Origin of the sequence: Burkholderia puraquae, assembly GCF_002099195.1 — a bacterium.
Taxonomy (GTDB): domain Bacteria; phylum Pseudomonadota; class Gammaproteobacteria; order Burkholderiales; family Burkholderiaceae; genus Burkholderia; species Burkholderia puraquae.
In genome coordinates, this window is sequence record NZ_NBYX01000001.1 from 145,209 (window position 1) to 170,060 (window position 24,852).

Annotated in this window: 21 protein-coding genes and 1 pseudogene; 11 read left to right on the forward strand and 11 right to left on the reverse strand. The window is 65.5% G+C overall.

Annotated elements, in window-relative coordinates:
• Together B7G54_RS00665 and B7G54_RS00670 are read right to left on the reverse strand one after the other, a co-directional pair.
• Positions 1–561, reverse strand: coding sequence for a GNAT family N-acetyltransferase (locus B7G54_RS00665; protein WP_085037288.1), 561 nt, complete (start codon positions 559–561; stop codon positions 1–3).
• Between the two features lie 86 nt (positions 562–647).
• On the reverse strand, positions 648–1,520 hold the full coding sequence (locus tag B7G54_RS00670; protein WP_085037289.1) for a LysR family transcriptional regulator: 873 nt from the start codon (positions 1,518–1,520) through the stop codon (positions 648–650).
• A 132-nt stretch (positions 1,521–1,652) separates the two neighbouring features.
• Between B7G54_RS00670 and B7G54_RS00675 the strand changes: the two genes are divergently transcribed.
• The gene (locus B7G54_RS00675) at positions 1,653–2,651 is read left to right on the forward strand and encodes a quinone oxidoreductase family protein (RefSeq protein WP_085037290.1); all 999 of its coding nucleotides are present in this window, start codon (positions 1,653–1,655) and stop codon (positions 2,649–2,651) included.
• A 59-nt stretch (positions 2,652–2,710) separates the two neighbouring features.
• Here the strand turns inward: B7G54_RS00675 and B7G54_RS00680 are convergent, their stop codons facing one another.
• Positions 2,711–4,225, reverse strand: coding sequence for an MDR family MFS transporter (locus B7G54_RS00680; protein ID WP_085037917.1), 1,515 nt, complete (start codon positions 4,223–4,225; stop codon positions 2,711–2,713).
• A gap of 230 nt (positions 4,226–4,455) precedes the next feature.
• On the opposite strand from B7G54_RS00680, the gene B7G54_RS00685 reads away from it, so the two are divergent.
• Positions 4,456–6,015, forward strand: a complete 1,560-nt coding sequence (locus B7G54_RS00685; protein ID WP_085037291.1) for a methyl-accepting chemotaxis protein — start codon at positions 4,456–4,458, stop codon at positions 6,013–6,015.
• A gap of 117 nt (positions 6,016–6,132) precedes the next feature.
• Here B7G54_RS00685 and B7G54_RS00690 read toward each other — a convergent pair whose 3' ends face one another.
• The 5 genes from B7G54_RS00690 to B7G54_RS00710 all read right to left on the reverse strand — a co-directional run bounded on the left by B7G54_RS00690 (position 6,133) and on the right by B7G54_RS00710 (position 11,020).
• Positions 6,133–6,552, reverse strand: coding sequence for a hypothetical protein (locus B7G54_RS00690; RefSeq protein ID WP_085037292.1), 420 nt, complete (start codon positions 6,550–6,552; stop codon positions 6,133–6,135).
• Between the two features lie 6 nt (positions 6,553–6,558).
• On the reverse strand, positions 6,559–6,990 hold the full coding sequence (locus B7G54_RS39475) for a hypothetical protein (RefSeq protein ID WP_244289232.1): 432 nt from the start codon (positions 6,988–6,990) through the stop codon (positions 6,559–6,561).
• A complete protein-coding gene (locus tag B7G54_RS00700; protein ID WP_175130431.1) occupies positions 6,957–8,174 on the reverse strand; it encodes a DUF6402 family protein in 1,218 nt (405 codons plus the stop codon). The genes B7G54_RS39475 and B7G54_RS00700 overlap by 34 nt, the downstream gene beginning before the upstream one ends.
• 197 nt (positions 8,175–8,371) lie before the next feature.
• Positions 8,372–10,039: an ATP-binding domain-containing protein gene (locus tag B7G54_RS00705; protein ID WP_085037293.1), complete on the reverse strand. Its 1,668-nt coding sequence runs from the start codon at positions 10,037–10,039 to the stop codon at positions 8,372–8,374.
• Between the two features lie 126 nt (positions 10,040–10,165).
• Positions 10,166–11,020 (reverse strand): helix-turn-helix domain-containing protein, encoded by an 855-nt coding sequence (locus B7G54_RS00710; RefSeq protein ID WP_006485970.1) that lies wholly within the window; start codon positions 11,018–11,020, stop codon positions 10,166–10,168.
• 224 nt (positions 11,021–11,244) lie between these two features.
• Here B7G54_RS00710 and B7G54_RS00715 point away from each other — a divergent pair, with 224 nt between their 5' ends.
• Both B7G54_RS00715 and B7G54_RS00720 read left to right on the forward strand, forming a co-directional pair.
• Positions 11,245–12,579, forward strand: a complete 1,335-nt coding sequence (locus B7G54_RS00715) for an NAD(P)/FAD-dependent oxidoreductase (RefSeq protein ID WP_085037294.1) — start codon at positions 11,245–11,247, stop codon at positions 12,577–12,579.
• Between the two features lie 82 nt (positions 12,580–12,661).
• A complete protein-coding gene (locus tag B7G54_RS00720) occupies positions 12,662–13,756 on the forward strand; it encodes a potassium channel family protein (protein ID WP_085037295.1) in 1,095 nt (364 codons plus the stop codon).
• A gap of 334 nt (positions 13,757–14,090) precedes the next feature.
• Here the strand turns inward: B7G54_RS00720 and B7G54_RS00725 are convergent, their stop codons facing one another.
• Positions 14,091–15,491, reverse strand: a complete 1,401-nt coding sequence (locus tag B7G54_RS00725; RefSeq protein WP_085037296.1) for an efflux transporter outer membrane subunit — start codon at positions 15,489–15,491, stop codon at positions 14,091–14,093.
• A gap of 81 nt (positions 15,492–15,572) precedes the next feature.
• Here B7G54_RS00725 and B7G54_RS00730 point away from each other — a divergent pair, with 81 nt between their 5' ends.
• The 6 genes and pseudogenes from B7G54_RS00730 (at position 15,573) to B7G54_RS00750 (ending at position 23,070) form a co-directional block, all read left to right on the forward strand.
• Positions 15,573–16,151, forward strand: coding sequence for a TetR/AcrR family transcriptional regulator (locus B7G54_RS00730; RefSeq protein WP_165765526.1), 579 nt, complete (start codon positions 15,573–15,575; stop codon positions 16,149–16,151).
• A 29-nt stretch (positions 16,152–16,180) separates the two neighbouring features.
• Positions 16,181–17,299: an efflux RND transporter periplasmic adaptor subunit gene (locus tag B7G54_RS00735; RefSeq protein WP_085037298.1), complete on the forward strand. Its 1,119-nt coding sequence runs from the start codon at positions 16,181–16,183 to the stop codon at positions 17,297–17,299.
• Positions 17,296–20,436, forward strand: a complete 3,141-nt coding sequence (locus B7G54_RS00740; RefSeq protein WP_085037299.1) for an efflux RND transporter permease subunit — start codon at positions 17,296–17,298, stop codon at positions 20,434–20,436. The genes B7G54_RS00735 and B7G54_RS00740 overlap by 4 nt, the downstream gene beginning before the upstream one ends.
• 343 nt (positions 20,437–20,779) lie before the next feature.
• Complete coding sequence (locus B7G54_RS00745) at positions 20,780–21,907, forward strand: porin (RefSeq protein WP_085037300.1); 1,128 nt, start codon at positions 20,780–20,782, stop codon at positions 21,905–21,907.
• Positions 21,908–21,993: 86 nt separating this feature from the next.
• Positions 21,994–22,329, forward strand: a pseudogene (locus B7G54_RS39480) (transposase); the annotation flags it as partial.
• Positions 22,321–23,070, forward strand: a complete 750-nt coding sequence (locus B7G54_RS00750) for an NmrA family NAD(P)-binding protein (protein ID WP_482764045.1) — start codon at positions 22,321–22,323, stop codon at positions 23,068–23,070. The pseudogene B7G54_RS39480 and the gene B7G54_RS00750, both read left to right, overlap by 9 nt.
• A 183-nt stretch (positions 23,071–23,253) precedes the next feature.
• Here the strand turns inward: B7G54_RS00750 and B7G54_RS00755 are convergent, their stop codons facing one another.
• Positions 23,254–23,874, reverse strand: a complete 621-nt coding sequence (locus B7G54_RS00755) for a TetR/AcrR family transcriptional regulator (protein WP_244289233.1) — start codon at positions 23,872–23,874, stop codon at positions 23,254–23,256.
• Positions 23,875–24,213: 339 nt separating this feature from the next.
• Here B7G54_RS00755 and B7G54_RS00760 point away from each other — a divergent pair, with 339 nt between their 5' ends.
• Complete coding sequence (locus B7G54_RS00760; protein WP_244289234.1) at positions 24,214–24,549, forward strand: H-NS histone family protein; 336 nt, start codon at positions 24,214–24,216, stop codon at positions 24,547–24,549.
• A 28-nt stretch (positions 24,550–24,577) separates the two neighbouring features.
• Here B7G54_RS00760 and B7G54_RS00765 read toward each other — a convergent pair whose 3' ends face one another.
• A complete protein-coding gene (locus B7G54_RS00765) occupies positions 24,578–24,850 on the reverse strand; it encodes a cupin domain-containing protein (RefSeq protein WP_085037304.1) in 273 nt (90 codons plus the stop codon).
• Positions 24,851–24,852: the final 2 nt, after the last annotated feature.

Genomic DNA, 24,852 nt, shown 5'->3' on the forward strand with positions numbered 1-24,852 from the left:
CTAGCGCGACGCGGGAGGCTCCGGCGAGACGGGGAGCGTGTTCGCGCCGTCGCCGAGCGGGCGCTGCAGCAATGCCGTATCGATCCAGCGGCCGTGCTTGAACCCGACGGCCTTCAGCATGCCGGCCGGCTCGAAACCGAACGCGCGATGCAGCGACGTCGAGCCGCCGGTGCCGCCGTCGGCGATCACCGCGATCATCTGCCGCCACGGGCCGGCCTCGCAGCGTTCGATCAGCGCGGCGAGCAGCGCGCGCCCGATTCCACGCCCGCGTTGCGTATCGTCGATGTAGATCGAATCCTCGATCGTGAAGCGGTATGCGCTGCGCGTGCGGTACGGCGTCGCGTACGCGTAGCCGGCCACGCGGTCGTCGCATTCGGCGACGAGGTAGGGCAGCCCGCGCTGCAGCACCGCGTCGCGGCGCGCGTGCAGTTCCGCGACGTCGGGCGGTGTTTCCTCGAACGACGCGACGCTATGGCGCACGTGGTGCGCATAAATCGCGTGGATCGCATCGAGGTCGGCATCGGTTGAATCGCGAACGACACAGGCGGGGGCGGTGGGCATGGCGGCGACTCCGGCGAATTCAGAACGCAAACCGCTACTATGCCGGCCGTTGGAGCGCTTGGCAAAGCCGTGTGCGGTGTTGGCTACTACAGCCGGCCGTCCGCCGCGTGAACCGCATCGGCGATCGCGTCGGCGACGCGCTGAACACGCGGCGACCGGCGCACGTCCGGGTGGACGACGAGCCAGATCTCGCGCTCGATGTCGCAACGCGGCGCGGCCGTCAGCTCGACGAGCGATGCACCGGCGTGCGAGGCCGGATCGTCGACGAGAAACCGCGGCAGCAGCGCGACGCCGGCACCGGCCGCGCACGCGCGATGCTGCGCGGCCAGGTCGTTGGTGACGAACGCGAAACGGCGCCCGGCCGCGAAGCGTGCGAGCCACTGGTGCTGCGGCGTTTGCGCGAGGGCGTCGTCGTAGCCGACGAACGGCCAGGTATCGGGCGGCGCGTCCGCCCATTCCGGCGCCGCGCACAGCGCAAAGCGCATCGTGCCGAGCCGGCGCGCGGCGAGCCCCGGCTCGGTCGGCCGCGACAGCCGCACCGCGAGATCGGCTTCGCGCGCGTACAGGTTCGCCGCGTGCATCTCGCCCAGCAGGTCGATCCGCAGCGTCGGCCATGCCCGCTGTGCGCGGGCGAGCCGCGGCGCGAGGAAGTGGCTGGCGAATACCGGCGACGCCGAGATGCGCACCACGCCGTCGAGCGCCGCCGCGCCCTGGGCGGCGCGCGCGAACGCATGCGCGTCGGTTTCGAGGCGTGCGGCGTGCTCGGCAAGGTGCAGCCCTTCGTCGGTTGGCGGCCAGCCGCGCGGCAGCCGGTCGAACAGCCGGATGCCGAGCGCAGACTCCAGCGCGTCGATGCGCCGTGCGACCGTCGAATGCTGGACCTGCAGCGCCCGCGCGGCGGCCGACAGGCTGCCGCCGCGCATCACCGCGAGGAAATAGCGGACATCGTCCCAGCTCATCGGCGGCGCGGCCGCGGGAACGGGAGTTGGGTCGGTCGAATTTTGCACAGTAGGTGGGCGATTGGCGGGGATTCCGATCGATTATGCACGATGGGATGATCGTGTCACTTCAATTCGATTGTGAGGAACGTCATGACCCAGACTGCCACCGCCATCCGGATCGGGATCGACCGTTACGGCGACGCCGGCGTGCTGCGCCGCGTCGATGCGCCCGTCGCGCCGCCCGGTGCCGGAGAAGTGCGGATTCGCCAGACCGCGATCGGCGTGAATTTCGTCGACATCTATTTCAGGACGGGCGCGCACGCGTTGCCCGCGCTGCCGGATGCGCTCGGCGTCGAGGCGGCCGGCGTGGTCGACGCGGTCGGGCCCGACGTGACGGCGCTCGTACCCGGCCAGCGTGTCGCGTATGCGGGCATGCCGACCGGCAGCTATGCGAGCCTGCGCACGATGCCCGCCGAGCGCGTGCTGCCGATCCCCGACGGCCTGAGCGACGACGCGGCCGCCGCCGGGCTGCTGAAAGGGATCACCGCTTACATGCTGCTGCATCGCGTCCGGCAGGTCGGCGCCGGCGACACGGTGCTCGTGCATGCGGCGGCCGGCGGTGTCGGGCTGCTGGCGACGCAATGGGCGCGTGCGCTCGGCGCGCGGGTGATCGGCACGGTCGGGTCGGCCGCTAAAGCGGCACTCGTGCGCACGCATGGCGCCGAGGCGGTCGTCGATTACCGCGAGGAGGATTTCGTCGCGGCGGCCCGCGCGTTCGGCGGCGGGGCGGGTGTCGATTACGCGATCGACGGAATCGGCGGCGACGTGCTGACGCGAACGCTCGGCGCGATCCGGCCGTTCGGGATGGTCGCGAGCATCGGGCAGGTGGCCGCGATCGGTGCGCGGCAGACGTTCGATCTCGATGAACTGGGGCCGGCCCGTTCGATCGCGCTGGCGCGGCCGAGCGTGCTCGGCTTCATCGCGCGCGACATTAACGGCTATCGGGAGGCTGCGCGCACGACGCTTGAACGGTTGGCGGGCGGGATGCATGTGGAGATCGGCGCGCGGCTGCCGCTCGTACAGGCAGCCGATGCACACCGATTGCTGGAGTCGCGAGCGACGACGGGCGGAGTCGTGCTGGTGCCTTGAAGGCGGGCGGAGGTGGATCGCGAGGCGGCTCGACGCTCGCGTCGCGATCCACGGGAGATTCAGTTGTGCTTGCGCAGCGGCGCATCCTCGACGAACCACGCGAGCACGAACGCGATCGCGATGACCGTCGCCGCCGAGAGATACACGACATGCAGCGAGCCGGCGAACGCATGCAGGTAGGTGTCGCGCAGGGCATCCGGCAACTGGCGCACGGCGGCCGGGCCGAGTGCGGGCGGCAGCTCCGTGCCGGCCGGCAGCGCAGCCATCACCCGCGACTGCAGCCCGTGCGAGAACAGCGCGCCGAACGCCGCGACGCCGAGCGAGCCGCCGATCGAGCGGAACAGCGTCGCGCCCGACGTCGCGACGCCCATGTGCCGGAATTCGACCGTGTTCTGCACGGCGAGCGTGAGCACGGGCATCACCATGCCGAGCCCGATCCCGAGCAGCGCCATGTACGCGTACATCGTGTGCAGCGGCGTCTCGAGCGTCAGCGTCGACAGCAGCGCCATCGCGATGCCGCCGGCCAGCGTGCCCAGGATCGGGAACATCCGGTACGAGCCGAGCCGCGAGATCAGCCGGCCGCTGACGATCGACGTCACGAGCATCCCGCCCATCATCGGCAGCAACTGCATCCCGGCCTGCGACGGCGTCGAGCCCTTCACGACCTGCAGATAGAGCGGGATGAACGTGACCGAGCCGAACAGCGCGATGCCGACGACGAAGCCGATCAGGCTGACCAGCACGAAGGTGCGATGGCGGAACAGTTCGAGCGGCATGATCGGCTCGGCCGCGAGCCGCTCTTCATAAATGAAGCCGCCGATCGCGACGAGGCCGAGCACGAGCGTCATCCATAGCTGCGGTGACGTCCACGGCAGCAGCGAGCCGCCTTCGCTCGTGAACAGGATCACGCAGGTGAGGGCGGTGGCGAGGAACGCGGCGCCCATGTAGTCGATCCGGTGCTTCACGTGCGCGGTGTGCGGCCGAAACGCGACGCCGATCACCGCGAGCGCGAGAAAGCCGAGCGGCAGGTTGATCGTGAAGATCCAGCGCCACGACAGGTGCTCGACCAGGAAGCCGCCGAGCAGCGGGCCGATGATCGTCGCGAGGCCGTACACGCCGCCGAACATCCCCTGGTAACGCGCGCGGCGATCGGGCGGCACCAGATCGCCGATCGCGGCCATCGTGACGACCATCAGGCCGCCGCCACCCAGCCCCTGCAGCGCGCGCAGCACGATCAGCTGCGTCATGTCCTGCGCGACGCCGCACAGCGCGGAGCCCGCGAGGAACAGCACGATCGCAGCCTGGAGCACGATCTTGCGGCCGTACAGGTCGCCGAGCTTGCCATACAGCGGCAGCACGACGGTGGACGACAGCAGGTATGCGGTGACGACCCACGACAACTGGTCGAGCCCGCCGAGTTCGCCGACGATCGTCGGCAGCGCGGTCGACACGATCGTCTGGTCGAGTGCGGACAGCAGCATGACGAGCAGCAGCGCGGCGACGATCAGCCCGGTCGGCGCGTCGCGGCGGGCCGTTTCGGCAGCCGGCGGAATGAGGAGGGTGTCGGTTGTCATCGAGATATCTGCCATGGCAGGGAATTGTGTCGAACTATAGCGACGGATAGTTGACTAGTCAATTTCTGCCCAGTCTCGATATGTTGCAGCCGTAACAGGAGATTGCCGGCGCGAAAAATTGACCGGGATCAGGGGAAAGCGGGGCCGGACTCAAGTTTTTTGCAGGCAAACCGTAATACAGAGTGCTGCGGACCGATTGCCGCGGCACTTTTCACCGCTCACGTCCCGTCATGAACCTGAACGCCCTGTTTTCCCGTTTCTCGATCCGTACGCGGATCTTCTCCACGCTCGGTCTCGTCGCCGTGCTGCTCGTCGTATCGGGTCTGATCGGCCTCGCCGGCATGCAGAGCTCGAACCGTGCGCTCGACGAGGCCTATACGCAGCAACTGGCTGCGAAGACCGCGCTGTCGGCGGCCAGCCTGAACCTGACGATCGTGCGCACGACGCTCGACCGCGCGCTGCTGCATCCGGAAGCGCCGGAAGTGCCCGATCTCGTCAAGAAAGCCGAGAGCTATCTCGCGAAGGCCGACACCGCATGGCGCGGCTACGCGTCGATGCCGCACGACGGTGACGAGGGCCCGCTCGCGAGCCGCCTCGACGCCGCGCGCCAGGCGCTGATCGGGCAGGCACTGAAGCCGATGATCGACGCGGTTCGCGACGGCCGCCGCGACGAGGCGGACCGGCTGCTGATGTCGGTCGCGCCGCCGCTGTCGGTCGCGCTCACGCAGGCGACCGATGCGCTCGATGCGTACCAGGTCGCGCGCGGCAAGGATGTGTACGACACCGCGCAGACCTATTACGGCTGGATGCGCGCGGGCGCGATTGCCGGGATCGCATTCGGCCTGGCCGCGTGCCTTGGCTGCGCGATCGGCCTGCATTACGCGATCACGCAGCCGGTGAACCGGCTGCTGTCGCACTTCCGCCGCCTGTCGGACGGCGACCTGACGTCGGAAGTGCGCTGGTCGTCGCGCGACGAGATGGCCGAGCTGGTCAAGGGCGTGACCGGCATGCAGCGCAGCCTCGCGGACACCGTGCGCCAGGTCAGCCAGGGTTCCGAGGCGATCTCGACGGCGACGCACCAGATCGCGGCCGGCAACACCGACCTGTCGCAGCGTACCGAGGAACAGGCGTCCGCGCTGCAGGAGACGGCCGCGAGCATGGAGCAACTCACCGCGACCGTGAAGCAGAACGCGGACAATGCGGTGGAGGCGCAGGCCTGCGCGGATACCGCGAGCGAAATCGCCACGCGTGGCGCGACAGTCGTCGGCGAAGTGATCGGCACGATGAACGAGATCGACCAGAGCTCGCAGAAGGTTGCCGACATCATCGGCACGATCGAGGGCATCGCGTTCCAGACCAACATCCTCGCGCTGAATGCGGCGGTCGAAGCGGCGCGCGCCGGCGAGCAGGGCCGCGGCTTCGCGGTGGTCGCGGGCGAGGTGCGCACGCTTGCGCAACGTTCGGCGTCGGCGGCGAAGGAAATCCGCACGCTGATCGGCGAATCGGTCGAGCGCGTCGCGAACGGCTCGCGGCTCGTCGGCATGGCCGGCACGACGATGCAGGACATCCAGCAGGCGATCGGCCGCGTGACGGGCATCATGACCGAGATTGCGGCCGCGTCGAGCGAGCAGCGCGACGGGATCGAGCAGGTGAACCGCGCGGTGTCGCAGATGGACCAGGTATCGCAGCAGAACGCGGCGCTCGTCGAGCAGGCGGCTGCGGCTGCTGCGTCGCTGGAAGAGCAGGCCGACGGGTTGCGTCGCGCGGTGGGGGCGTTCCGGGTGGCTTGATCGATGGTGGGGGCAGTTGAGACCCGTGCGACTGTCGACTGCGTCTGTTTTTTGCCCCCGCTTCAATTCATTCGCGACTGTGGCGCCGTGATTGTCCCGACGCCGCCCGCGAGATGGTCAGACGTCAGGATCCGAGTCGAGCCGGATCGTCTCGCACAGCACCGCAACCTCTGCGCCACATGACGGCTCGAGTACGAACAATGCCTTTCGATCGGCGTCGAAATCGGCCAGATACTGATTGAGCCGAGAATCGTCGACATTCGCTGCGTCGAAATCCTCCCTGCTGCCTATCCATTTCAGCCACTGTCGCACCTCTGTCTGCGAAAACGGATAGACGGGAGATAGCAGAAGGCGAGACACGACATTCTGTTGCGTAAAATCGATGATTCGCAGGGAAATGACGCCGGTGAAGCGAAAGGAATGGATTTCGCCACCGACTCGACGGAAGCGAAGCCGCAACTCCTGATCGGCCGGACGATGGTCGATCGTGACGAGCTCGGCATCGTGGAAGGTCGGGATGCTGTCGGGCCTGATCATGTGTGCTCAAAAGAGGGGCAGTCTGGCGCGAAGCCAGTCCCACTTGGTTGGCGGAATCATCAGATATTTATTGTAGTTCGATTCATCGGTCAAATCGATGTAACGAACCAGGTTGCCCTCATAATTCAAGGGCTGATGAAAGCTCTTTCCGTGGTACCAGTTGACGGAGAAGTATCGTTTCGCAAGAATCTCACCTTTTTCGCTGAAAACCCTCAGTTCTATTTTATCGTTCGTCCCGTCTTGATCATTTCCGCCGGTACCGCACATCTTGAATCGATATGGAACTCCATTCATGTTTTTTATGCCACCATCCAGCGTTTCCGGGCGATCGTAGAAATCGCATCGCCCATAGGCAGGTCGACTGAAATGAATGATCACGCCCGCGCCGATATAAAAAATGATGGCTAAGCCAATGTATCTGATGGCTCTAGTCTGCATATCTCACCAAGCTCAAGATGAATTGGTTTACTCAGTCTCAGACGGACTGGTTTTGAATATATCATGAAGTCCCTGCCTCGATGATGCTTTTGCCGCCAGCGATTGTAGTCTGCATTGTAGACAGGGAAGTAAACGTCGGAATCCCTGAATCGTCCAAACAAACCTCTCCGCGTATCGACGGGTTTGTTGATGGTTCTTGCCCAGATGTCAATATCGGAGTTTCGTTTTGGTGAGCTGGATTCTGTCAGCAGTGAGCCTGGTGAGATAATTACCCCATGTTTGTTCCAGTGCCCGAGATATTGCTTGCTGTTGAATGAGTAATTATCTTTGACGTAAGCGTAGATGTGTGTAATTTTCCCGGTCGCATTAAGGCAGTAGAAATTGCCGGATTTTTCGTACCGAAAATACTTCTCTCCCGAAATTTCAACGCTCCCTATTGCGACGTAGATGTTGAAATTCGCTAGTGCTCCGGTGAGATCCGTTGGTGAAAAATTTTCCAGGGTGTCAAGATTGCTTACTGGTGATAACTGAAACTGCCAGTCGGAATGGAATTTTTGTAAATTTTCGATAAATCCGGAGGTGTTGAAGCTGAATGTTGAGCGTCTATCCAGAAAGAGATTTTTGATGAACGGCCTGGTGATGTTTATTGCTGTCGTCACGGATCGCTCGCTATAAATATCATCCGCCAGGAGCTTTTCATACTTTTTCCTGACGCTCCCGAATCTCAAAACCCAATCAAGAGTGACGTCGCCGTCATTCAATGGCTGAATTGACGTTGGGTCGTCATTGTAAGTATGCGCAGGGTTCGCAAACCAGATTCGCGCAAGTTTGGCCGAGACCTTCCAGCCCAAGTTGTCCATCGCGATCGGTACGTCTTGAAGATCGAAGGGCGGCGGGTTTTCGCAGACTTCGGCTTCTGGTGGCTTCGGTGGTTCCTTGACTCTCGCCTGGTCGGTTTTCGGCAACGGGGCGGAAGCAGAACCCTGCCTGGGAGCACTCGGCGCTTTGGGCGTCGGCTTGGGAAGAGGGGGCGGTGGCTTTTCCCCCGGCGCCAGTCTGTCGAGCGAAACGCTCTTCTGGGTCTCTAGGGGAATGCACCCTCTGGAGCCCTGATATTCTTTCAGCGCTGATCCAAACAACCCTTTCTGCGGCTTGTAGTACGGCACCTTCTTTACGTCGGCCATCGAATATCCCGTTCGCAGCGAATGGCCAGGCATCGTAACGATGTGCCGCACGGGGATAAACCATCAGGTGTCGCCGGAATCGCGAAGAAGGCGACCCGTTCAGGGTCTGGGGCGAAACGAAATGTGCCCGATTGTGTCGGCGCGTAATGTCGGGGATCCGGAGTTCGTCCCCGTGCCGGACGAGCCGCTCTCCGGCGTCAACCCGCCCCAAGCTGCGCGGCCGCACGTGACGACGCGACGATCAGCAGCTTCATCGTCGCACGCGTCGCGCCGACGAACAGCTTGCGCGCGGCACGCGCATCGAGCGTGTCGAAGTCGACCTCGGTGAGGATCACGCACGGCGCCGACTGGCCCTTGAAGCGGTAGATCGAATCGAGCAGCACGTCGCCTTCGCGATACTCGGGGTTGCCGAACAGGTCGTACTTGCCGGTGAAGCTCTTGAGCCGGTGGGGGCCGAGCTGGTCGAGCGGCGCGAGCACCGAGCCTTCGCGGCCGCGATACGACAGCACCGCGATGTCCTGCTTGCGGAAGCCGAGCGAAAGCGCGTGCGTGATCGCCCGCTTGGTCGCATCGATGCAGGCTTCGGCCAGCGCGTCTCCCGACGCGCCTTCTGCCCCGTACGCCGACACCGACGGATCCGAACCGTCGAACGGGCTGCCCGAGCGCAGCTCGGCCGCGAGCGGCTCGACCCGGCCGACGATGTCGCGCACGAATTCGAGCAGGTCGCGCGGGCTCCGGTAGTTCGTGAGCGCCTTCAGCGTGACCCAGCCCGGCAGCGCGACCGGCTCGCGCATGTACAGGTTCTGCAGCGGATCTTCGAGCCACCACCACGCGCCGTCCGGCGCCAGCAAGCGCTCCAGTGCGGCCGCCCACGGCGCATGGAAATCCTGGCCTTCGTCGACCACCAGCACGTCGAAGCGCCAGTGCTCGGGAATCGGCGCTTCGGCGAAGCGCGCTTCGAGCCGCTCGAACTCGCCGGGCACCTGGAAGTCGGGCGTATAGCCGCCGTCGCGCGCGACCCAGTCGCACAGCTGGTGGTAGTTCGCGATCTTCGCGCCGGGCGGCGCGATGCGCGCGATGTAGTCGGCGAGCGGCCGGTTGAAGCACACGTAGAGCACGCGCTTGCCGGCCGCGACCGCATCGCGCATCGCCTGCACCGCGAGCTGCGTCTTGCCCGAGCCCGCCGTGCCGGTCACGCGCAGCCGGAACGGCGCGAATTCGAGCTGGCGCGCCCACGCGGCGAGCCCGCCCGACAGCCGCGTGACGAGCGTGCCGGCCTGCCCGACGAGCGCGCTCGTGTCGGGCGTGAGCGCGAGCTCGTCCGCGAGGAAATGGTGGAGTTTCGGCGCGTTCGGAAAGTGTTCGTCGTCTTCCGGCAGGATCTGCAGGATCACCTGCGCGAGCTGCGCCTTGCGCGACGCATCGACGATGCGGTCGGCCGCGACCCCGGCGATCGATGCGTCGCGGATCGCGTAGTCAGGGCAGTACAGCAGCGCCTCGACGCCGTAGACGCCTGCGCCGAGTGCGGCCGTCAGGCGCCGGTGCAGCGTTTCCTGCGTGCGCGCGAGCTGGATCGGGACATTGCGCTCCTTCTGCAGATAGACCTTCACGAGCCCCTTCGGCGTTTCGCGCAGGAAGCCGGCTTTCTGCTCGATCAGCAGCACGCGGCCGGCCGGGCTCACGACGACGAACGCGGCCTCGCCGAACACTGAGAACGCCTGATCGGCGCGCGTCCAGTGCACGCCGTGATACACGGTGTAGCTGTCGGGCAGCGCGTGTTCGAGCGCGGCGAGCGTTTCGCGCTCGCGTTCGGCCGCGCCGGTCGCGGCGAGGCTTTTCCAGTCGTCGGGGATGAGGCGGGCCATGGCGTCGGGCGGCGGAAGCCGGCGTGAGCGTGAACGGGTGCGGCTATTGTACTGAGCGATGAACCTGTTCACGACCGCCGTGCCGCGCGGACATCGGCCGTCCGGAGGAGGAACGGCCCGGGGACGTTACCCGCGTGCGAGCCGTTTCGCGAGATCGGCGCTGAGGATCGCCATGCGCGCGGGCTTTTCGTAGCAGACGACGTCGAACGCGCGGATCACTTCGCTGATGTCGGCCTCGCTCGCGCGGCCGGTGAGCAGGTCGCCCGTCAGCACGAAGATCGGTGCGCCCGGGTTGTCGGACGTGCGCACGGCCTTGATCGCGGTGGCGGCCGTACTGTCGTCGAACAGCCATTCGGTCAGGACCGCGTCGAACGCCTGGCCCTGCAGCGCATCGACGAACGGCGCGAGGCCATCGAATGCGGCCGTCGCGAAACCCTGCCGTTCGAGATAGCGGCACAGCTCGGTCGCGCTGACGCGATCGGGGTCGATCACCGCGACGACGAGCTTGTCGCTCTCCGCGCGACGCGGATAGATCTCGATCTTGTGCACGTCGTACGCGTTCTGGTACAGCACGCCCGTGTGGCGCAGCACGCGCCAGCGGCCGTTTTGTTCATACGCGACGAATTCGGGGCGCGCGCCGGCTTCGAGCGGCGCGCCGATCCATGCGGTGCACGGAATCTCGGCGACGCCCGCGTAAAGCACGGCCTCCTGCGAATAGGCGCCGACCATGCCGGGGTCGAGCGTTTGCGCGCCGAACAGCTGGGCGGCGGGTTCGCCGTACGCTTCGGCGACTTTCTTGATTTGCGCGAGCGTCCAGGGGCTGCTGCCGCGCAGTTTGCGATGGCCTTGCGAGAAACTCAGGTCGAGGATGCGGCACAGCTCGGTGGTCTGCTGGCGCTTGCCGATGCCGTTGCGGGTCATCAGCTCGCGCACGCGCTCGGCAACCGCGAGGGAATCCGTGGTGATTGCTTCAGTGGTCATGCTACGGGAACGGATCGTGACGTTCAGAACGACGCCTTGCGGCAGTCTCGACGGACAGTCTTCATGACGTCCAGGGGCGAGCCGACCGGCCACGCGCGGAAAAGATAACTTTACCGCAAAATGGTCGTTATTCAGTGTCGTGAAAGGTGCGTTTGTGTGAAAGGTGTGTCACGACGTTACCACCGCGCTCCGTATCCGGATGAATTAACGCCTGACAGGAAACAATGACGACAACCTATCCGCTGCACGATGCCCTGAGCCTCGCCGACACGCCATTCCCGCCCGAAGCCGACGTCGTGATCGCCGGCGCCGGCATCATGGGCTGCGCAGCCGCGTATTACCTGGGCCTGCGCGGCCTGAAGGCCGTCGTGCTCGACAAGTCGCGCATCGCCGGCCAGCAGTCGACCCGTGCGTGGGGCTTCGTGCGGCAGCAGGGTCGCGAAGCCGCCGAGGTGCCGCTGATGATGGCCGGCATGCGGATCTGGGAGGGGTTAGAGGAAACCCTCGGTTTCGATCTCGAGTGGCGGCAGGGCGGCTGTCTTTATGTTGCGGACAACGAAACGGACTGGGCATCGTTCAACGCATGGCTCGCTGTCGCGCGCGAGCACGGGCTCGACACGCGAACGCTGACGCGCGCGCAGATCGACGAGCGCGTCAGCGGCCTTTCGCCGCACGCGCGTACGCTCGGCGGGCTGTACACCGCGACCGACGGGCAGGCCGAGCCGCGCCGCGTGGCCGCCGCGTTCGCCGCGCGTGCCGCCGAGGCGGGGGCGCGCTTCTTCGAAGGCTGCGGCGTGACTGCGATCGAGACGGCCGGCGGCGCGGTGGCCGGCGTCGTAACCGAGCGCGGCACGATCCGCACGCGGCGCGTGATCTGCGCGGCCGGCGCGACCAGCTTCCGGCTGCTCGACGGCGTCGGTATCCGGCTGCCGCAGCAGGCGGTTCGCGGCACCTGCATGCGCACCAATGTGGTGCCCCCGGTGTCGGCGTCGACGGTCTGGGGGCACGGCCTCGGCATCCGGCAGCGCAAGAACGGCGCGATCAATCTCGCTGACGACATGCAGGTCGACGTCGACCTGACGCTCGGCCACCTGCGCGGGTTGAGCCTGTTCTGGCCGGAGTTCTGGTCGCAGCGCGACAAATTCCGGCTGCACGTGAACGGGGCTGCCTGGCGCGATGCGCTGGCACGCATCAACGGTGCGCCCGGGCCGATCGAGCCGCGCGATCCGCAGCCGCAGCCGAACCGCGCGCATGCGCCGCGCGCGCTCGCAAAACTCAAGGCGATCTTCCCCGCGCTGAAGGACGTGCAGATCGTCGAGGCCTGGGCCGGCCTGATCGACGTGCTGCCCGACGGCATTCCGGTGATCGACGCGCCGGGCACGCCGTCCGGGCTCGCGATTGCGACGGGGTTCTGCGGCCACGGTTTCGCGATGGGGCCGATCGTCGGGCGGCTGCTTGCCGAATGGATCGACACGGGCGCGCCGTCGCTCGACCTGTCGGCGTTTCGCGCGCAGCGCTTCGTCGATGGAACGATGGTGCGGCCGCGCAGCATGTTGTAACGGACGAAGCGACGCGATGACGTCGTCCGGTCGCGGCCGACCCATCGTAGAATCGAGCCCGCATCCTTCAGGAGATTCCCCGTTGGCTTCGCCCTCCGCCCAGCGCCGCTCGTTGCGCTCACGCTTGCGTCGCGCCCGCAACCCGTGGCAGGCGCCGCGTACGCGCACGCTGTTCACGCGTCCCGCGACGTCGCCGCGGCGCACGCTGCTGTTCCGTATCGGCGCGGTCGTGCTGCTGTGCATGCTCGCGTTCCTCGTCCTGTATCTCGATCGCGACGGGTTGCGCGATTCGACCAAGAGCACGCCGATGACCGTTGCCGATCTCGTGTACTTCACGATGGTCACGGTCGCGACGGTCGGCTACGGCGACATCGTGCCCGTCACCGCGAGGGCGCGTCTCATTGATGCGTTCTTCATCGTGCCGATCCGTATCGGCATCTGGTTCATTTTCCTGGGCACGGCGTATCAGTTCGTGATCCAGCGCGTCGTCGAGGAATTCCGCATGAAACGCCTGCAAAAGCAATTGTCCGATCACATCGTCGTGTGCGGTTATGGCCTGTCGGGCTCGATCGCGGTGCGCGAACTGCTCGAGAGCGGTGTCGATCCCACGACGATCATCGTGATCGATTCGCAGCAGCAGGCGCTCGAGGCCGCGACGTCGCTCGGCGTGACGGGCCTGCTCGGCGATCCCGCGCACGAAGACCTGCTGCAGCAGGCGCAGGTGCGCTCGGCGAAGGCCGTGATCATTTCGGTGACCGACGATCCGACCGCGATCCTGCTGACGCTGTCGGTGCGCAGCATCGCGCCCGATACGAAGATCGTCGTGCGGATCCAGGAGAACCTGTACCAGCGGCAATTGCGGCAGGCGGGCGCGGACGTGATCGTGTCGTCGACGAAGATCGGCGCGCTGCTGCTCGCGGATGCCGTGCATAGCCGCTACATCGTGCCGTTCGTGAACGACATGCTGTCGACGCGCGGCCGCGCGACGCTGCTGGAGCGCGAGGCCATGCCGCAAGAGGTCGGCTGCATGACGAACGTCGTGCCGGGGGCGATCGTCGTCGGGCTCGATCGATGCGGGAAGATTTTTTCGTTCTACGAGGATCCGCCGTGCAGGATCGAGGCGGGGGACACGCTCGTCGTGATCCAGTCGGCGCGGATTCCGGATCCGGATGTTTGAGGGTGTTTGTTTTTGTAGATACGATTTTATTCAAGTGCTTATGTCTTGATTTTTCCGATGGGCTATCGTTATTTTCGGATCGTGTAGGCACAGCGTAGGCGGTCGGTATCAATATCGAGCTACATCAATCGATACCGGGGGGGGGGGCGTGTCTCATGGCGTCTAGTGCCGTGGCAACATCGCAACGGCATCCAGCCACGTTTTCAGCTCTCTGAAGTGTACTGACCGAATCCTCACTCCTTCCGAGCGTGAGGCTGGCCCGGGCCCGAATCAGTGTGCCATCGACGCTGAAATGCTCGACCGACAGCGAGCCTCGTTTCTTCGGCCAAGCAGCCTAGACGGCTCCGGCAAAGGTGCGCCGCAGGGCGACCGCGGCTTCCCATTGCGCGCCAACGGCCTTTTCCAGCGCGTCGCGAGACCGCAGGTGCGCGTGGCGAGCGGCGAGTACATCGCTCATGTCGGCCTGGCCTGCGTCATACAGTCTTGACGCATTGCGAGCGGCGACCCTGCCGGCCGCCTCGGCGCGCTGCCATTCCTGCATCGAGCGATCCGAGGCGGACCATCGAGTGAGACTCGTCTCGACGTCGGCAAGCGCCGCCAGCATGGCCTTCTCGTATTCGGCCATCGCTTCCTGCGCGAGCGCATCGTGCACTGCGACGTTGGCGCGGATCCGGCCACCGTCGATGATGGGCAGCGTCACCGACACGCCATAGCCGACGACCACGCGAGGCGAGGCGCCATCGCCGACCGCGGCCAGCCTTTCCTTCGTACCTGCCCACTCGATCTGGAGCCGCGGATAGACCTCTTTCCTGGCGGCTCCGGCACGTGCGAGCGCGGCGTCGAGTGCCCGCGCCTGACGCTGCACATCGGGCCTGCGGTCGAGCAGCGTGGCGGGCAAAACCGTCGCGGGCGGCGCGGGCAGTGCGACCGGCACGGCTTGCGCGCCAAGCTCGGGCGCGCGGGGGCTGCCGACGAGCAGCGCGAGCTGGTGCAAGCGAACCCGGTGTTCGCCATCGAGCTGTGCAAGCGACGCCTGTTCCTGAGCCAGTTCGGCACGCCAGCGTTCGACATCCAGCGCCGTAACCTGGCCCGCGGCGAATTTGCGCGCCGACACGACCGCTTGCCTTTGCGCAACTTCGAGCGCCTCGCGCTTGAGCGCTGACCGCCGCTCCAGCGTGCGCAATTCGAAATATGCGGTACTGACGTCCGCGGCCAGCGCAATGCGGGTCGCGCGGAGCGCCTCGCGAGCGACGGCGCTGTCGGACTGTGCGGCGTCCACCAGCAACGCACCGCGCCCGAACAGATCGACTTCCCAGGCGGCACGCAAGCCGACGCTGCTGCGCTCCGCACGCGGGTCGAGGCTGCTTTCGCGCCCGCGCTCGCCGCGAGCCATCGCATCCAGCCGCGGGCGGCGCTCCGCCTCGGCGCTGTCGCCGAGCGCGCGCGCCCGCGCGAGGCGCGCCGCAGCGATCTTCAGGTCGCGATTGGCATCGAGCGCGCTGTCCACCAGTCGATCGAGCACCGGATCGCCAAAATCACGCCACCACATGTCGCCGACGGTGCCCTGATTCCCGGGCAATGTCTCGGCCCATTGCGAGGGCGCCGCAACGGCGGGCGTCGTGGCAACGTGGCTGGGCGGGGCGGTCGCACAGCCGCCGAATGCGAGTGTCGCGGCAAGTGCAAGATAGGTGAGCGCCCGGTGCGCGGAAGCAGGGCGGGAAACAGCGGTCGTCATGGGTTTGCCTTGAGTCTTGACGTGATGTTCGTGAAACTATACTATACGTACAGTGTAGTTTCAATCCCAAGGAGATGCACCATGACTACTTCCGAGCGGCGAGCCGGCCGCAGCAGTTCGCGCGACCGTCTTCTCGATGCCGCGGCCGAGCTCGTGGCCAGCCAGGGTATCCAGAACCTGACCATTGAAGCCGTGGCCGCTGCCGCGAAGGTCACGAAAGCAGGCCTTGTCTACCATTTCAAAACCCGCGACGACTTGCTGGCGGCGCTGATCGAGCGTGTGGTCGGCGAACTGGACATGCTGGAGCTGCGGGCGCACGCGGCGCGTGAGGCGGACGATTCCGCGAAGCCGCTGAAGTCGTCGCTGGCCGAGCTGTCGAAGCTGACCTTCGACATGCCGGAAGACCGCCGCCTGCTGCTTGCCAACCTGCTGGCCGCCACGTCGTTGTATCCGCATCTGGCCGGTCCCGTGCGGGATTTCTTCTCGCGCAGCTATGCACGAGTTGCGCAAAGCGGCCCCGATGCGGGGCAGGTGCTCGCGTTGGTCGTCGCCCTCGACGGCATCGCTCTGCTCGAAGTTCTCAATCTGCACCGGTTTACGTCAGAGCAGCGTCAAGTGTTGCGCGACACGCTGGAAAGCGCGATTCGCAAACTTCCCTGAGCTCCCTCATTCATTTCGAAGGCTTTACGATGCATTCCCGTTCCATGCCTCAAGCGGGCAGGCTGGTACTCTGCGCGATCGTCTCGGCAACGCTGCTGTCGGCATGTCACAAATCCGCCGCACCTGTTGCCGACGTACCGCGGCCTGTCAAGGTTGAAGTGACTGGCGGTGCCGGCCAGGTTCATGCCGATACCTTCGTCGCGACCCTTCGCGCGCGTCAGCGCACCGACCTCGGCTTCGAGTCGTCGGGCCGCGTCGTTGCGATGCTGGTCGACGTGGGCGATCGCGTCCGGGCCGGGCAGGTGCTCGCACGACTGGACGAGTCGCCGGCACGCTGGCGGCTCGACAAGGCGACCGCCGATCGTGCCGCCGCCGCCGCGACCCTGGCCGAGCGTCGCACCCATCTGCGTCAGCAGGAGGAACTCGCACGCGACGGCATCATTTCCGCGCCCGCGTTGCAGGCAGCGCAGGCGTCGCATCAGCAGGCCGCGAGCCAGCTGGGTGTCGCGGAGGCCGCGATAGCGAGCGCCCGGCGCGATCTCGCGTTCACGCGTATCACGGCTCCGTTCGACGGCGAAATCGTGGCGCGCCAGGTCCAGCCGTTCGTGGATGTCGCTGCAGGCCAGAGCGTGCTGCAGATGGAAGCCGGCCGCGCGCTGGAAGCCGTCGTGATGCTGCCGGACACGATCGCCGCGACGCTGTCACCCGGCGCCGAAGCCCACGCGGGCAGCGGCACGGATCGCGTGACGCTGATCATGGAGCGACTGTCCGGCCGGAGCGACAACGGCTCGCTGGTGCATGCAATCTTCCGGGTCCAGGGCACCCCTTCCGGGCTGCGCAGTGGCGGCGTGCTGTCCGTCGCGCTGCCGCGCGGCGAGGCGCATGACATCACACTGCCGGCGGCGGCCGTCATGGCCGGCGCGGAAGCCGGCCGCGGCAGCGTCTTCGTCATCGACGGCGCCAGCCATACGCTGAAGCGTCGCGCGATCCGCACGGACGGGAACCTGCTGCCGGGTGGGCGCGTCGCCGTTACGCAAGGCCTGCGCGCCGGCGAGCAGGTCGTGGTCGCGGGGACCGCCGTCCTGAACGAGGGCCAGTCTGTCGTCACGTATCGGGCGCAGACCATTTTGCAGGGAGCGCGCTCGTGAAGCTGACCCAGGCCGCACTCAATTCCAGCCGGCTCACCTTCTTTGTCGCGCTGCTGATTCTCGTGACCGGCGCGTTCACCTTCCTGACGTTCCCGTCCCAGGAAGAGCCTTCCACGACCGTTCGCGACGCGCTGGTGTTCGTCGCGAACCCCGGCATGCCGGCCGAGCGGATGGAGCAGCTCGTCGCCCGGCCGCTGGAAGAGCGCCTGCGTCAATTGAGCGAACTGAAGCACGTCACGAGCACCGTGCGTGACGGCAGCGTGATTCTCCAGGTTTCGTTGCGTGAAGACGTGCGGGCACTGATGCCGGTGTTTCAGCGCATGCGCGCCAAGGTCGACGAAGCGGTGCCGCTGTTCCCGGCCGGCACGCTGCCCCCTCAGATCGACGACGACTTCGGTCGCGTGGCGATCGCGTCCATCGCGGTGACCGCGCCGGGGTTCTCGATGAGCGAGATGCGAGAACCGCTGAAGCTGCTGCGCGAAGGGCTGTACCGCGTGCCCGGCGTGCAGGGCGTCAGCTTTCATGGCCTGCAGGAGGAGCGCGTCTATATCGAATTCGACCGTGCCAGAATGGCGGGGCTGCATTTGTCCGCTGCGTCGGTCACGGAACAGTTGCAGAAGCAGAACGTAGTGCAGTCCGGCGGCCGCCTCGTGCTGTCGGGCCTGAACAGCGCGGTCGTCAGCTCCGGCGAAATCCGCTCGCTGCAGGCACTGCAGGATTTCGTGCTTACCGTGCCGCCGGCTGGCGCGCGCGCGGAGGCGACGCCGGGCACCGTGCGCCTAGGCGACATCGCCCAGGTGCAGGTCCGGCCCGTCGATCCGCCCGAGTCCGCGGCGATCTACCGCGGCGAAGACGCGGTCGTCCTCGGCATCTCGATGCGCAAAGGCCAGAACGTCAAGGCGGTTGGCCAGGCGCTGCGCGCGCGTCTGGACGAATTGAAGCAGCAGTTGCCCGCAGGTTTTTCGCTCGACTACGTGACCTTCCAGGCGGACGTGGTCGAGCGGGAAATGGGCCGCATGAACCAGGTGATGATCGAGACGATCGTGATCGTGATGATCGTCGTCGTGCTGTTCCTCGGCTGGCGCGCCGGCGTCGTGGTGGGCGGAATCGTGCCATTGACCATCCTGGCCACGCTGCTCGTGATGCGCTCGCTGGGCATCGAATTGCACATCGTGTCGATGGCCGCGATCATCATCGCGCTGGGCTTGCTGGTCGACAACGGCATCGTGATCGCGGAGGACGTCGAACGCCGTCTCGCCGCAGGCGAGGAACGCCGTCACGCGTGCATCGAAGCAGGCCGTACGCTGGCGATCCCCCTGTTGACGTCATCGTTGGTCATCATCTTCGCGTTCTCGCCGTTCTACTTCGGCGACACCGCCACCAACGAATACCTGCGCCCGCTCGTGGTCGTGCTCACGCTGTCGCTGCTCGGGTCGTGGCTGCTCTGCCTGACGGTGACACCGCTGCTTTGCTATTTCTTCCTGAAATCCGGCCATCACGGCGAAGGCCATGCGCACGAGCACGATGCCGACGTGACGGTCAAGCAAAGCCGCTTCTACGGTGCCTATGCCCGCCTGATTCGCCGTGTCCTCGACCACAAGGGGCGGTTCCTGGTCGTGATGACTGCCTTGTTGGTCGGCGCGCTCGCGATCCTGGCCACGCGTCCGGCAGGGTTCCTGCCGGCTTCCGACCGGCCGCAGTTCCAGGTCGAACTCGAGCTGCAGCCCGGGAGCGATGCACGGCTCACGCGCGACGTGGTCCGCGACCTGAGCCATTGGCTCAACGATCGCAAGAGCAATCCCGAGGTGACGACCAGCATCGGCTATGTCGCCGACGGCGGTCCGCGTGTCGTCCTGGTGCTCAATCCGCCGCTGCCTGCGTCGCATATCGGCTACGTCACGGTCAGCATCGCGAAGCCGCAGGATCTCGACGCGGTGATCGCACGAACCCAGGCGTGGATGACGCAACACCATCCCGAGGTGCGAACCGATGCGAAACGCTTCTCGCGCAGCGCCCACGACGCCGGCACGGTGGCTTATCGCGTGTCCGGTCCCGACGAAGCCGTGCTGCGCGAGATCGGTCGCAAGATCCAGGCGGCGTTGCATACCCAGCCGGGTATCGTGCAGATCCACGACGATTGGGGGCCGCGCGTGCCGCGTGTCGATGTCGAGATCGACCAGAACAAGGCACGGCGCCTGGGCGTCAGCAGCGAGAACATCTCTACGGCGTTGGCCACGCGGTATACCGGCGTCAACGTCTCGGTGTTGCGTGACGGCGATACGCTGGTGCCGCTGGTTGTGCGCGGCGCGGAAGCCGAGCGCACTCGGCCGGAAGATCTCGCCAATACGCTGATCCATCCGGCTGCGGGCGGCGCGCCGGTTCCGCTGTCCGCGGTTGCGACGGTCACGTTGAATACCGAGCCGTCGACGATTCGACGTCGCGATCTGATGCGCACGCTAACCGTGAAGGGCCGTAATACCCACGGCACCGCGCAGCAGGCGGTCGATCAGCTCGCGCCGGCCATCGGCCGGATCGCGTTGCCGCCGGGGTACCGGATCGAGCTGGGCGCCGAAATCGAGGAGTCCGCCGAGGCCAACGTGGCGCTCAGCGAGTATCTGCCGCATGCGGTGGTCGCGATGCTGGTGCTGTTTATCTGGCAGTTCGGCTCGTTCCGCAAGCTGTTGCTGATCGTCGGGATCATTCCGTTCGCGATGATTGGCGTCGGGCCCGCGCTGATCATCGCCCGCGAACCGTTGGGCTTCATGGCGAACTTCGGCCTGCTGTCGCTGGCCGGGATCATCGTCAACAACGCGGTGCTGCTGCTGGAGCGTATCGAGGTCGAGTTGGCGGCCGGCAAATCACGCCGCGAAGCGGTCGTCGCGGCAGCCGTGGCGCGCCTGCGGCCGATCGTGATGACCAAGCTGACCTGCATCGCCGGCTTGATTCCGCTGCTGCTGTTCGCCGGCACGCTGTGGACCGGCATGGCAGTCACCATCATGGGCGGGCTGCTGCTCGGGACGCTGATCACGCTCGGCATGGTGCCGGTGCTGTACGAACTGCTGTTCAGCGACAGGCTGTCCGGGTGGAGCCGGAAGCTCTTCGGTTCCGGTGCCGTCGATGCGCTCGAGAAATGTTGAGACTGGCGGCCTGGCCTTTTGGCGCGTGTTGATGCGGGCGCATCAGAAAATCGTCGCAAAGATTCCTTCTGAGCATCCTTGGAGGTTTATATAAAAATCATTTAATAGCATTGGCTTAAGTGTTTTTGTGAGGTTGGCTATTGGAACAACGGAAATACAGAAAATCTGTGTTTCTGGCCGGTTCGGCACTTTCTCCACTTTTACACTCCCCGATTGCCCAACGGACATCTATCCGGGCATGACCAACAGAACAAGGCCCTCCCGGCGGTTGCAGACCGTTTATGAACAAGGTCGCGAGACCCGTCTCTTTACCTGCCTCATTTTTTTGAATGGAGCTTCACGAATGAACAAGACTCTGATCGCTGCAGCAGTTGCAATATCGTTTGTTACCGTCGCACACGCGCAAAGCAGCGTCTCGCTGTACGGCGTGCTGGACGCAGGCATCACCTACCAAAGCAACGTCCAGAACGCATCCGGCCAAGGCAAGTCGCGCTTTTCGATGGGGTCGGGCATTGACCAAAGCCGTTTCGGCCTGCGTGGCTCGGAAGATCTCGGTGGCGGCCTGAAGGCAATCTTCACGTTGGAAAGCGGCTTCAACGTCGGGAACGGCAAGTTCGCGAACGGCAACGGCGGCATGTTCAACCGCCAGGCGTTCGTCGGCCTGTCGAGCCAGTACGGCACGGTCACGCTGGGCAAGCAGTACGACACGACGCAAGACTACCTGGCGCCGCTGACGGCAACGGGTTCGTGGGGCGGCACCTACTTCGCGCATCCGCTGAACAATGACCGTCTGAGCACGAACGGCGACGTCGCGCTGAACAATACGATCAAGTACACGAGCGTGAACTACGCTGGCCTGCAATTCGGTGGCACTTACTCGCTCTCGAACAGCACGAACTTTGCGAACAACCGTGCATACAGCGGTGGCGTGTCGTACCAGTATGAAGGCCTGAAGCTGGGTGTGGCATATTCGCAAGCGAATAACGCTGGTCTGTCCGCGACGGGCGCCGTGAACCCGTATGTCGATTCGACGAATGGCACTGCATACGGAATCCAGGGCCGCAGCCGCACGTATGGCATCGCAGCAACGTATGCATTTGGCCCGGCACTGGTTGGCGCGGCATGGACGCAATCGCGCCTCGACAACCAGACGAACGGTGCTGGTACGCTGCGCGCTGACAACTACGAAGTCAGCGCGAAGTACAACCTGACGGCGGCTCTTGGCTTGGCCGCTGCCTATACGTACACGAATGCGAAACTGAACAGCAACAGCACGCACTGGAATCAGTTCGGCGTGCAAGCCGACTACTACCTGTCGAAGCGCACGGACGTCTACGCTCAGGCGGTGTACCAGCGTGGTACGAAGGGCGCCGGTTTGGGTGCATCGATCTACAACGGCGATATCAACGCGTTCCCGAGCTCGAAGGTTAGCCAAACTGCGGCAACGGTTGGCCTGCGTCACCGCTTCTAAGAGACGGGTTCAAAAAGCTGTTTGGGGCTGTTAACCTCCGCGGCGAGGTGTTAACCCCTGGCATCGGAGCAACCGAGGCCGAGGAGATGGGCAAGCCGATCATCGACGACGAATTGTGGACACTGATTGAGCCGTTACTATCGCCAGCGAAGCCGCGGCGCGAGACGCACCCGGGCCGTCTACCTGTTTCGAATCGCGCTTCGCTGACCGGCATTCTGTTCGTTCTCAAGGCCGGACTACGGTGGCGCGACCTGCCTGCCGAGATGGGGTGCGGCTCACGCGTGACATGTTGGCGATGGCTACGCGACTGGCAGGCCGCCGGCATGTGGGACCGCTTGCACGAACTGCTGCTCGCGAAGTTGCGGGCGGCCGACCAGATCGACTTCTCGCGAGCCGCTGTCGATTCATCATCGATCCGCGCGGAAGTGGCGGTTGCCGATCTGGCCGACGCTGCCGCCTTGACGCGTGCATTCGCCGGCGCGCGCGGCGCGTATCTGGTCAAGCCGCCCAATTATGCGCTGGAGAGCCTGTTCGAACATGCGGACGTGACGGCGCGCGCCGTCGCCGAAGCCGTGCGCGCGTCGGGCCTGCCGAAACTCGTGCTGCTGTCGTCGGTCGGCGCGGACCGGGCGGCCGGCACCGGCGTGATCGGGACCAACCGCACGGCCGAGCAGCGGCTGGCGGAACTGGGCATTCCGGTCGTGTTCCTGCGCGCGGCGTACTTCATGGAGAACTGGGCGCGCGTCGTCGATCCGGTGCGCACGCAAGGCATCCTGCCGAGCCTGCTCGTGCCGGTCGAGCGCGCCATTCCGATGGTCGCGACCGAAGATATCGGCCGCATCGCGGCGAACCTCCTGCGTGAAGACTGGGCGGGCATCCGGAAGATCGGCCTGGAAGGGCCGATCGCGTATTCGCCCGCCGACATCGCGGCGATCCTTGCGCACGCGCTGAATCGACCGGTGCGGCCGGTGGCGCTCGAGCTTTCCGCGTGGGCCGGGGTACTCGCGATGAATCCGTTCTCGAGCGTGGCAATCGATGGATTCATCGAACTGAATCGCGGGCTGAACAGCGGGTACATCGACTTCGGGAGCGACGCCACGGTCGAGCTTCGACAAGGGCGCGTGCGGTTCGAACAGGTTGCCGGGGAGATTCTTCGGGCCTGACGCCGCACGCCTGTTGGCTGCGTATCGCCACGGCATCGCGGCCGTCGTGAACGGGGCTGCGGCACGGCCCGGATACGGGCGCCATTGCGTATGTCGAACGGCCGTAACGGACCGAACGACGTCACGCGCGATCCGGCTCCGTCGCGGAGCCGGTCATTTCCGTGTCGTCCTCGACGTTCCAGGTCAACGCACCGGCGCAGCCGAGGCCAGCAGGCTGCGCAGAAACACCATGATCATGTGCCCGATCGGCACCTCGGACAGGATCGACTGCTGCAGCGACAGGCCCTGCGAGAGCCCCATGAACGAAATGGCCAGGACGGCCGGCGGTTCGGGCGGCACTTTCTTCAGCCGCGCGAAAATCTGTTCGATGCAACAGGCGAGGCCATCTCGGTGGGCGTCCAGCAACGCTTGCGACGCAACGGCAAAAGCGGGGTTGCGCCGACCCTGAAGCCTGAACTCGACGCCCAGCACCGACCACTCGGGCTCGGCGTCGACAGTCCGTGACCACACGTCCAACGCATTCAATATGTCCTCCCCGGACGCGGATGGGTCGCTCAGCGCCCGGGCGATGTCAGCCACTTGCGTCTTCGAGCGCTCCCGCATCAGTTCGACGAACAACGCCTCCTTGCTCGCGAAGTTCGAATAGAACGCGCCCTGCGTATAGCCGGCCTCGGCCGCGATATCCCGGAGCGACGCGGCGCCGAACCCACGATCGACGAATAGCCGCTTCGCAGCGGCGAGCAAATGTGCGCGGGTCTGCAATCGGCTTTCTTCGCGGCTCAGCCGCGGGGGAGGGGGAGCCATGTTCATGTCCGGAAGGATATCAGTTGATATTTGAGATGGATACCATTACGATCGCATTTCAAATATCACTCGATATTTGAAATTCAGCGCGTGATTGTGTCGCCGAATGTCTGTAACGGGATCGTCCCGGGAAGACGGTCGGTTCGGCGCGCGCGGTCTACCGGCACGCAGTGGTGTAGTACGGTTTCCGTCGCATCGAGTCGCACCACGTTATCCGGTGTGCCGAGGCAAGCAGCTTGCCGATCAAGTGAATGTCGTCCCCGCGGGGTGTCGCAACACAGTCAGTTAGTCATGCGAATCATACCGGTTCGCGTGCGGATGCAGGGCAGGAAGCAGAAGATGAGCGCGAGCAAGACCTATGCACAGCTCGTAGTCGAGCTGGCCGAACTGGACGAGGAAATCGAGCGCGCACGCGCGCGCGAACGCGTCGATGCGATCGCGGAGGTTCACTCGCTGATGGATACCTACGCGATCAAGCATCGCGACCTTGTCGGCCGCAACGGCAGCCGGGGTTCGTACGTCGTGAAAGTGCTGCCGGCGCGCTATCGCGATCCGGCGAGCGGGAAGGAGTGGAGCGGGCGCGGCAATGCGCCGCTCTGGATCAGGGGCAAGGATCGTCGCCAGTTCGTGATAGTCAAACCGCCGTCCACCGGCAAGAAATCCAAGGCCGGTTGACAGCGTGTGACGGGCGCGTCGCGAGAGACTATGACGACACTGGCTTCGGCTGGGCTTGACCCGCCGGCGTCAGCACCGCGAGCAGCGTGGCGCCGTCAGGCGACGGCGCCACATATGCATGCGGCCGATGCGACGAGAACAATGCGCTTTCACCGGCGCGCAACCGCGTCGGCTCGCTGTGCGCAAAGTGCAGTGCCGGTTCGCCCGACAGCACATGGCAGAACTCGTCGCCCTCGTGGCCGGTGAGCCCGCCGGCTTCGTCCGCCGTGCGTGCGTCGACCTGCATGCGCAGCGTGATCATCC

Coding starts and splice junctions, on each gene's coding strand:
- B7G54_RS00690 (WP_085037292.1), bottom strand. CDS start 6,552: ATGATCAGGCCCGACAGCATCCCGACCTTCCACGATGCCGAGCTCGTC.
- B7G54_RS00705 (WP_085037293.1), bottom strand. CDS start 10,039: ATGGCCCGCCTCATCCCCGACGACTGGAAAAGCCTCGCCGCGACCGGC.
- B7G54_RS00675 (WP_085037290.1), top strand. CDS start 1,653: ATGACCCAGACTGCCACCGCCATCCGGATCGGGATCGACCGTTACGGC.
- B7G54_RS00735 (WP_085037298.1), top strand. CDS start 16,181: ATGCATTCCCGTTCCATGCCTCAAGCGGGCAGGCTGGTACTCTGCGCG.
- B7G54_RS00715 (WP_085037294.1), top strand. CDS start 11,245: ATGACGACAACCTATCCGCTGCACGATGCCCTGAGCCTCGCCGACACG.
- B7G54_RS00670 (WP_085037289.1), bottom strand. CDS start 1,520: ATGAGCTGGGACGATGTCCGCTATTTCCTCGCGGTGATGCGCGGCGGC.
- B7G54_RS00760 (WP_244289234.1), top strand. CDS start 24,214: ATGAGCGCGAGCAAGACCTATGCACAGCTCGTAGTCGAGCTGGCCGAA.
- B7G54_RS00665 (WP_085037288.1), bottom strand. CDS start 561: ATGCCCACCGCCCCCGCCTGTGTCGTTCGCGATTCAACCGATGCCGAC.
- B7G54_RS00700 (WP_175130431.1), bottom strand. CDS start 8,174: ATGGCCGACGTAAAGAAGGTGCCGTACTACAAGCCGCAGAAAGGGTTG.
- B7G54_RS00730 (WP_165765526.1), top strand. CDS start 15,573: ATGACTACTTCCGAGCGGCGAGCCGGCCGCAGCAGTTCGCGCGACCGT.
- B7G54_RS00745 (WP_085037300.1), top strand. CDS start 20,780: ATGAACAAGACTCTGATCGCTGCAGCAGTTGCAATATCGTTTGTTACC.
- B7G54_RS00685 (WP_085037291.1), top strand. CDS start 4,456: ATGAACCTGAACGCCCTGTTTTCCCGTTTCTCGATCCGTACGCGGATC.
- B7G54_RS00680 (WP_085037917.1), bottom strand. CDS start 4,225: ATGACAACCGACACCCTCCTCATTCCGCCGGCTGCCGAAACGGCCCGC.
- B7G54_RS00755 (WP_244289233.1), bottom strand. CDS start 23,874: ATGGCTCCCCCTCCCCCGCGGCTGAGCCGCGAAGAAAGCCGATTGCAG.
- B7G54_RS00765 (WP_085037304.1), bottom strand. CDS start 24,850: ATGATCACGCTGCGCATGCAGGTCGACGCACGCACGGCGGACGAAGCC.
- B7G54_RS00710 (WP_006485970.1), bottom strand. CDS start 11,020: ATGACCACTGAAGCAATCACCACGGATTCCCTCGCGGTTGCCGAGCGC.
- B7G54_RS39475 (WP_244289232.1), bottom strand. CDS start 6,990: ATGCAGACTAGAGCCATCAGATACATTGGCTTAGCCATCATTTTTTAT.
- B7G54_RS00725 (WP_085037296.1), bottom strand. CDS start 15,491: ATGACGACCGCTGTTTCCCGCCCTGCTTCCGCGCACCGGGCGCTCACC.